This is a genomic window from Prosthecobacter sp. (assembly GCF_044373815.1).
In the GTDB taxonomy this organism is placed as follows: domain Bacteria; phylum Verrucomicrobiota; class Verrucomicrobiia; order Verrucomicrobiales; family Verrucomicrobiaceae; genus Prosthecobacter.
On the sequence record NZ_JBIPNG010000301.1, the window covers coordinates 1 to 8,154 of the forward strand.

General features: G+C 59.7%; 7 protein-coding genes and 1 pseudogene. 4 read left to right on the forward strand and 4 right to left on the reverse strand.

Annotation, left to right across the window (positions count from 1 at the left end):
- Window positions 1-168 precede the first annotated feature (168 nt).
- The 4 genes from ACIREA_RS21040 to ACIREA_RS21055 form a co-directional block, all read right to left on the reverse strand.
- The gene (locus tag ACIREA_RS21040) at window positions 169-1,368 is read right to left on the reverse strand and encodes a PepSY-associated TM helix domain-containing protein (protein ID WP_397384315.1); all 1,200 of its coding nucleotides are present in this window, start codon (window positions 1,366-1,368) and stop codon (window positions 169-171) included.
- 2 nt (window positions 1,369-1,370) lie between these two features.
- On the reverse strand, window positions 1,371-2,063 hold the full coding sequence (locus ACIREA_RS21045; protein WP_397384316.1) for a Fe2+-dependent dioxygenase: 693 nt from the start codon (window positions 2,061-2,063) through the stop codon (window positions 1,371-1,373).
- Between the two features lie 21 nt (window positions 2,064-2,084).
- Window positions 2,085-4,355 (reverse strand): TonB-dependent receptor, encoded by a 2,271-nt coding sequence (locus ACIREA_RS21050; protein WP_397384318.1) that lies wholly within the window; start codon window positions 4,353-4,355, stop codon window positions 2,085-2,087.
- 285 nt (window positions 4,356-4,640) lie between these two features.
- Window positions 4,641-5,744: a hypothetical protein gene (locus ACIREA_RS21055; RefSeq protein ID WP_397384320.1), complete on the reverse strand. Its 1,104-nt coding sequence runs from the start codon at window positions 5,742-5,744 to the stop codon at window positions 4,641-4,643.
- 163 nt (window positions 5,745-5,907) lie between these two features.
- On the opposite strand from ACIREA_RS21055, the gene ACIREA_RS21060 reads away from it, so the two are divergent.
- The 4 genes and pseudogenes from ACIREA_RS21060 to ACIREA_RS21075 all read left to right on the forward strand — a co-directional run.
- Entirely contained in the window at window positions 5,908-6,708 is an 801-nt protein-coding gene (locus ACIREA_RS21060) for a TonB family protein (protein WP_397384322.1), read from the forward strand.
- 52 nt (window positions 6,709-6,760) lie between these two features.
- Complete coding sequence (locus ACIREA_RS21065) at window positions 6,761-7,402, forward strand: MotA/TolQ/ExbB proton channel family protein (protein ID WP_397384323.1); 642 nt, start codon at window positions 6,761-6,763, stop codon at window positions 7,400-7,402.
- Window positions 7,403-7,409: 7 nt separating this feature from the next.
- Complete coding sequence (locus ACIREA_RS21070; protein ID WP_397384324.1) at window positions 7,410-7,838, forward strand: ExbD/TolR family protein; 429 nt, start codon at window positions 7,410-7,412, stop codon at window positions 7,836-7,838.
- Between the two features lie 3 nt (window positions 7,839-7,841).
- Window positions 7,842-8,154 (forward strand): annotated as a pseudogene (locus tag ACIREA_RS21075) (hypothetical protein); the annotation flags it as partial.

The window sequence follows — 8,154 nt, forward strand, 5'->3', positions numbered from 1 at the left end:
CCGAATAGTGAATTGGATGGATATACACGCAAGTATTTTCTGCGACTGAGTCGCAATTGCAAATTAACAACCATTTCTTGCGCTTCATGCGAGGGGTAATGTCCCTGCAGGGGCGGAACACCACTTCCGCTCCCCACAGGGACTTGATCCAACCTAACAAGGACCAAATTATGAAGCTGTCTCCGAGGAGGAGACGGAGGCCAGGGGCGATGTGGCCGCGTGGCCGCGTTTGGGAAAGAAGCGGCGGAAGGCGAGGGCGAAACCTGTCCAGACGAGGATCAGGGTGGCGAAGGTGCATAGTGCTGCGACGGTTTGGCCGATGAGGCCAAAGAGCTCGCCGGTGTGGAGAAAGCGAGCGTACATGCGAAGGCGTCGCCCGAGGTTTTGCTGCTGCAGATCATCCGGGCTGGGCAGCACTTTGGCCTGCGCCACATCGAGGTTCAGCATGGTGCGCAGTTGCACTTGGCCGCGACCGCCGCGGTCCACCATGAGGGGGAAGGGAGCGCCGGGTTTCAGCGGCATGCGCAGGCTCATGCTGGCCCAGCTGGGTATCTGCTGACGTGCCTGAGCGAGGAGAGGTTCAAGTCCGGCGAGGGAAGGGGACGTAGCTGTGGGTGTGTTGCCATCGCGTTTGCCGCCAGGCCCGCCTGCGGGGCGTTCGCGGGGTGGTGGTGGCTCGCTGCCAGTGAGGGTGAAGAGCAGATTGTTCGCCCAGCCGTAGGACATGATGAGGCCGGTGAGGATGATGCAGAGGAGCGGGAGCGCGCTCCAGAAGCCGAAGACGTTGTGCCAGTTCCAGTTGCGGGCGCGGTCTCTGAGCTTGGGATTGAAGAGGATGACAGCGCGCACGTTGGCCCAGCGCCAGTGGCGCGGCCACCAGAGGTAGATGCCGGAGAGCAGCAGCAGACCGAAGATCAGACAGCCAGCGCCGGTGATGGCTTTTCCTATTTCTTTGGGAAGGCCGGAGCCGGTGAGGAAGCGGTGCCATTCGGTGGCGGCGTGGAAAAAGCCATGCCAGGTGCGGTGCCCCTCGCCGAGAAATTCGCCGGTGTAGGGATTGGCGAAGAAGATGCCCTCTTTTCCGACAGAAAGCGTGACTGGCGTGGCCGGGTCTGCTTTCCAGGTGATGCCACTGGGATTTAAATCGGGCTTGGTCTCGCGGACCTTGGCCAGCAGTGTTCCGATGTCGAGATGTGGGGCACCTGCGGCAGGCGGGGAGACACGCAGGTCTCGATTTGCCCATTCGATGAACTGGGCCTCGTAGGAAATCATGAGGCCGGTGACGGCCATGGAGAAAATGACCACACCGGCGACGAGGCCTGCGATGAGATGACCCCAGAAAATGAGGCGATGAAAGGTGGGCTTCACGGTTACATTTCCGCCCACTGGCGCAGAAGGTTGTGGTAGACGCCGGTGAGTTGCACGCCGGTCTGTTCGGCCACGGGGTTGTTTTTGAGATCGCGGCCCAGGCGCTGAATGGCGAGATCGAGATCAAAGAGGAGAGATCGCTGGCTGTTGTCGCGGATCATGCTTTGCAGCCAGAAGAAGGAGCAGATGCGGGCGCCACGTGTCACAGGGGTGACGTGGTGCAGGCTGGTGGAAGGGTAGAGCACCAGGTGGCCGGGGGGCAGCTTCACGCGCTGCACACCGTAGGTGTCCTCGATGCACAGCTCCCCGCCGTCATACTCCTCCGGGCCGGCGAAGAACAGCGTGGCGCTGAGGTCCGTGCGGATGCGGATGGGCATGGTGGGATGCTGGCGGATGGCGTTGTCCACATGTGTGCCGAAGGACTGGCCTCCGGAGTAGCGGTTGAACAACGGCGGGAAAATCCGCTGCGGCAGTGCTGCGGCGTGGAAGAGCGGATTTTTAGCCAGGGCAGTGAGAATTATCTCTCCGAGCTCGCGCGCGGCAGGGCTGTCCTCTGGGAGCTGCATGTTGTCCTTGGCTTTGGCGGATTGGTAACCAGCGGTGCCTTTGCCATCCACCCACTCGGTGGCGTCCAAGAGCTGGCGCGCATGAGCGACTTGCTCAGCGGTGAGAACATCGGGAATTGCGATAAGCATGATGAGAAGGGGGGAAACAGATTAGAACTTGATGCTTGCGGTGAGTGCGGCGGAACGTCCAGCTCCGGGGACGAACTGACCACCGCCGACGCTGCCGACGAAGCGCTCATCCGCGAGATTGTAGATGTTCAGGCGCAGGCTGATTTTGTCGGTGAACTTGTAGCTGACCATGGCATCCAGCGTCCAGTAGCTTGGGGCGGTGCGGGCGCTTGCGGAAGAGTCGTTGCTCGTACGTGGGCCCATATACTGGGCGCCGAAGCCGAACTGCGTTTTTTCCAGGAGGGTGTAGGTCGTCCACAGGTTGAAGGTTTGAGGCGGGGCATTCGACAAGGACTGACCGATTGCACCAGCGGCGGTGGAAGCTTTCGTCTCGCTTTCCATGATGGCGTAGCCCGTGAAGACCTGCCAATTTTTGGTGATGCTGCCGGTCATGCTGAATTCGATGCCCTGGACCAGTTGATTGCCGCCCAGAGTCGTGATGCCGGAGGGATCGGTGGTGCGGGCGTTGGTTTTCTCGGAGCGGAAGAGGGCGGCCGTCAGTGAGAGACGCTCTTTGAGAACGTCCCATTTGGTGCCGAGCTCGAACGTGGAGGTTTGTTCAGGGTCCAGCGAGGACGTGGCGGCGGTTAGGCCCAGACCTGCGCCGGAAGCACCGTCGATGGTGGGATTGAACGAAGTGCCGTAGCCGAAGTAGAAGCTGCCCTGCTTCACAGGCTTGTAGATCAGGGCGGCCTTGTAGCTGAACAGGTCGTCAGCGTTGGCGTATCCGCCGGCGGATGTGTTGCCGGGTCCGCTCACGGTCGCATACATGTGATCATACCGGAGGCCGCCGCTGAATTCCCAGTGTTTGCCGATCTTCATGGTGTCGAACACGTAGGCGGAGACGGTGTAGAGGTATGCCTCGGTCGGAGCTGGCAGGCCAGGGTAGGTTGCGCCCGTGAAGTCCTGCGAGCCAGCCGGAAGGAAGGAGCTCGGAGAATACATGACGCTGGGGTCATATAGATCGGTGAGGGTCGCGACGCCGGCGACGTTGGCATTCTGCTGGTGCTCTAGATAAAACTCCATGCCGGTGACCAGCGCGTGCTTGATCGGGCCGGTGGAGAAGTCGGCGACGAGGTTGGTCTGGTTGCCAAACATTTCAGTGAACTGCTGCCGCCGCTGCAACTGACGATTCAGGATCGTGGTGTATTGATTGCCCGCGGCCACGCCAACGTCGCGGAGCCGTGGTGCGGTGCTCACGGAGTCGCGATGGCTGCGCGAGTAGCGTGTTATGTTGCGGACGCGTGTGTGTTCCGAGAAATCGTGTTCAAAGATCGCCGTAAAGTGGTCCGTCTGAATCTTTTCATAGTCCACGCCAGGGATGCCGTAGAAGGTGTTGAAGCTCACGCCCGGAGGTGGCTGGTTCTGGTAGCCGGCGAGTGCGGCTCCGGAACCGCTGAAGGTGCCGTTGTTGGGGATCCAGGGCAGGCCGTAGTCCGGGATGTTGCTTTCCTCCAGCCGCTGATAATTCAGCATGAAGCGTGTGTCGGTGCCAAGACCCGCCCCTAAGGATGCGGCGATGCCGTAGCGCTCCGACGAGACGTGGTCACGTCCTGGAGTATCGGCGCTGTGGTACATGGTGTTGAGGCGGAAAGCCGTGTGCTCAGAGAGCTTCTGATTCACATCCACCGTGCCGCGGTAGAGACTGCTGGTGCCGCCGCTGACCGTGGTGAGCACGGAGTCTGTCAGATTGGCCATCTTGCTGACGGTGTTGATGGAGCCCCCGGTAGAGCCACGACCGACAGTAGAGGAGGAGGGGCCTTTGGTGATCTCAACCTGCTCCGTGTTGAATGGGTCACGGTTGTAGTTGGCGTAGTCGCGGACGCCGTCGAGGTAGATGTCACTGCGGGCGCTGAAGCCGCGGATGGAGAGGTTGTCGCCAGACACTGCGCCGCCTTCACCTGCCTGCATGGAAATGCCGGGGGTGTTTTTTAGCACATCGCGCAGGCTAAAAGCGCCACGGTCCTCGATCACCGCCTTGGGAATGACCGTGATCGTCTGCGGGATATCGCGCAGTGGCTCAGTGTACTTGACCGATTGCACGCGAGTGGGGTTGTAGACCGATCCAGTCGCTTCAATGAGGACTTCGGGCAGCTCGGTGGGAATCTCTTCAATCTGGGGCTTGAGCTTGCTGGGTGCTGCAGTTTGGGCGCTCAGGCTGCCTGCAGCACACAGTAACGAGGTGACAGAAAGAGTTTTGGGGCCTGTCTTGCGAGCAGCGCGGCGGAGGCGGGAGGCGAGTTTTTGTGGCATGAGAGGGGGGGATTGGAAAAAGCTAACTGATGATAATGAGATTCGGTTTCATTATCATGTTGCGATTAAGTCTCATTTGCCGACGCAGTCAACCATGGAAAATAGCGACGTTTTGCTCAAAACATGCTGTCATTTGCGGTCTGCCAGACACTAAAAATGGGCCTTGGGACGTACGGCTGCGTTACCAAGGCCCATTGACCTCCCAGCCCAACCTTTGGCTCAGAATTTAATGGATGCTGTCAACGCAGCGGAGCGTTCTGGCCATTACCGGAATGGAGATGCGGGCTATGCGTTTCTCTCTGCGGAACGTTTTTTGATCCGCTCTGCCGCAAGGCTCATCGATTCCAGCACCTCGATCAGCCGGTCCATTTTCTGCAAACCCAGATCCAGCGGCCCGCGCCGCCGCATTTCAGCAGCCGCCAGATCCAAGGCTTCAAGACCAGTTTGGTAGAGGTCATCAGCTTTGGCCAGAAGCGGGGAGCCCTGCTCTGGGTCCAGCACATCGAGCAGAAATTCCGCCATGAAATGGGGCTGGTAAGCGAGGAGCAGGTTGCAGCCGTAGCGAAACAATTCGTGACGCAGGGCATGGAACGGTCCCGCTTCTTTCTGGTTCTCCCATGTGGCGGTGAGCTGCATCGCTTCATCCACCTTGTCCGTGGCCTGCATGATCCAGTCATCCGCACGAGTGGTGTCCACCGAGGATGTTTCTAAAAGCAGGGCCACGGCGCGGCAGAAGATATGGCGTGCTTTCAAGCCAATTTCGCCAGCTTGCAGATTCAGATGTTCCGTGGGCTGGCACAAAGTCAGGGCCTCTTCTGCCTCCTGCATGGCTTCCAACATCCGCGGAGGGGAGGCTTCCAGCAGCAACGCGGCGCGATTGATGATCAAGATCGGCAGAAGTGCTGTATTCACGGGGAGCCCCTTCGTCACGCTTTCCTCGATCACGGTTTTACCATGATCCAGCGACAGCAGCGCTGCGTGCAGGCTTTCAGGCGTTGCCTGCGCACGCAGCGCCAGGGAGCGGTTCATCCAGGCCAGGGCCAGCCGACCGCGATACTGCGAGTCCTCCTCCAGCGGCAGCTTTTGCAGGTGAAAGATGGCTTCATCGAAGCTCTTCACCGCTGCGGTTAGGTCTGCCGGTTTCCCCAGTCGTGTCAGCACGTCCCCCCGGTTCATCCAGCAGGCTGTCAGCAGCCAGCGATACCATGCGCTTGCCTCAAACGGCAGCTCACGGCGAATGGCCAGCGCCTGCTCAAAGCAGTTCAGGGCCTCCGGTAGCGCAGTGGCGTCATTGGCCGAAAGCAGTGCAATGCCGCGCTTCATCCAGACTTTGGCGACAGCATTGCGATCGTCAGGGGAGGATGGATTGGGGGCTGAGAGAGGGGGCATTCGGAAGAGCTTCAGGAACAACTTTGGCAGTATCGAGAGCAATAAAAACATAATGATGCGACTGAGTCGCAATTGCAAGTTGACATGCCATTCTTACGTTTCATCGTCCTTTCCTGCCCCGCCTTGTGCAATGACCTCCTCAGTGATAAATCCGCTGCCCACCATGGGCTTCAACCTTCCAAAGCCAAGAACCGCTGCTGCTGGCACTGCCGCGGGGGTGGTGCGACGTGGTGGCAGCCTCGTGCGGGTTCTCATCACGCTTTCATGGCTTGTGGGAATCACTGGGAGCTTTCTGACCGTGGGAATCATCGGCATGTTTGCCGATGATCTTCCGCCGATTCACCTCAAGACGCTTGAGGATCCCGAAGACACGGAGATGTCCACGGAGGAACTCACCATGACGGAGATGATGGCGATGGGGGAAAAGTCCGACGAGACCACTGAAGTCGAACCTGTGGTGCCGGTTGAGATTCCCGAAACCATCGAGACTCCGCCGCAAACCCAGGACCTGCCAGAGATCGCCGAGGCGATGACTTTGGAGGACATCTTTGCCGTTCCCACCGCGCCAAAGATCGAGGATGCGCTGCGTCCTGTTGATCCCGTGGTGCGTCAGACGCCCACCGCGCCAGCGCGACCACGCGCGGGTCCGGTGGCCAAAAGCAAAGGCACTGGTGCAAACTCAACTCAGGAAGGGACTGCTGGTGCCACCGGGATGGGCAACAGCAAAGGCACATTGCCCAAGCCGCCCTATCCGGACTTTGCACAGAGAGCCGGCATGCAGGGCACCGTGCGCTTGGTCGTCGGCTTCGGTCCTTCGGGCTCGGTTGAAAGCGTCAGTGTTGTCAGCACCACCGGTTTTAGCGCACTGGACGAGGCTACCGTGGCCTTCATTCGACGGAACTGGCGCTGGCAAACGGGCACATCGCATCGTCACACCGTGCCGCTGACCTTTCGCCTGAACTGAAAGGCTCTCCCTCGAATCTGCCCATTTAGATTTCCAATCTCCCATTTTTTTCATGCCCATCCTCGCCAACGTCGTCGTCGATCTCTTCCACAAAGGTGGTCCCATAATGTATCCCATTGCGGTCGTCACGGTTGTGGCGGTCTGCATCTTTGTTGAGCGTGTTTTCTGGTGGGTGCGCTTTGCCACCAAGCGCTCCGTCAAGCAGCTGGATGAAGTCTATGAAAAGCTGGAGGCTGGAGACCTCGCCCAGGCCGTCGCCCTTTCGGCGAAATCCAGCGATCCGGTGGTGCGCATGATTCATCACGGGCTCAATCACCGCCATACCAGCATGCAGGGTGCGCTTGAAGTGGCCGCCGGGCAGGAACTGCGCGATGCGGGCCGCTACCTGAGCGCCATGGACACTATCGTCACCCTGGCGCCGCTGCTCGGTTTGTTGGGGACGGTCACAGGCATCATGGGCAGCTTCACCAGCATCGGCAGCAGTGAACTTGCCGTCGAAAAAGTCACCGGTGGCATCGGCGAGGCGCTCATCGCCACCGCCGCCGGTCTCGGCATTGCCATTGGCACGCTGGTGCCGATGAACTACTTCCACTCGCGTCTGGCCGGCTTGAAGTTTGATCTCGAAGCCGCCGCGAACAACGTGCTGATTCTCGCTGTGCAGCACGGTTTTGACAAAGCCACTCCGAAGGCCTGATCCTGCCGTGAAACTTCATTCACCATTGCCCGAACGAAAGACGCGGCTGGAAATCATCCCGCTCATTGACGTGATGTTCTTCCTGCTGGCCTCCTTCATGATGGTCAGCCTCACGATGTCCAAGCAGCAGACCATCAAGGTCAACCTGCCCGTCGCCTCCTCTGCACAGTCCGACTTCAAGCCGGACATGATCAATCTCGCGGTGAACGCCACCGGCGATGTGTTTTTCGACAAGGCCGGCATCACGCTGCCGGAGCTGGATCGCAGACTGGCCGAACGTTTCGGCAAGGACCCCGCCACGCCCGTTTACATCAGCGCCGATGTGAACACTCGGTACTCAGATCTCGTGAAAGTGCTCGATGCCGCCAAGCGGGTCGGCTTCACCAAGGTGGCCTTCAACGTCAAACCCGTGAATGCGGCCAAGCCGTCACTCTGATCCATGAAGCGTCTGCTCACCACGCTGCTGGTTGTCATCTCACTGGGGCTCTGCGCCGTTTGCATCGTGCAATGGCAGCGCGAGGATCGCCTGCGCGGCCACATTCAGGATCTCGTCAAAAGGCTCGAAGCCGAAAACACCCTGCGCATCGAAGCGGAGCGCAAGGTGCGCGAGTATGAAAAGGAGATTGCCCGCCTGACGGAATTGCGCGCTGAAGTGGAGGCCCGGCTGGTTGAGGTGTCCCGCGAGTACCGAGATCTCTCGGCTGACTCCGTCGCGCGCGGCATTACCATCGCCATCTACATGCGCGAGGTGA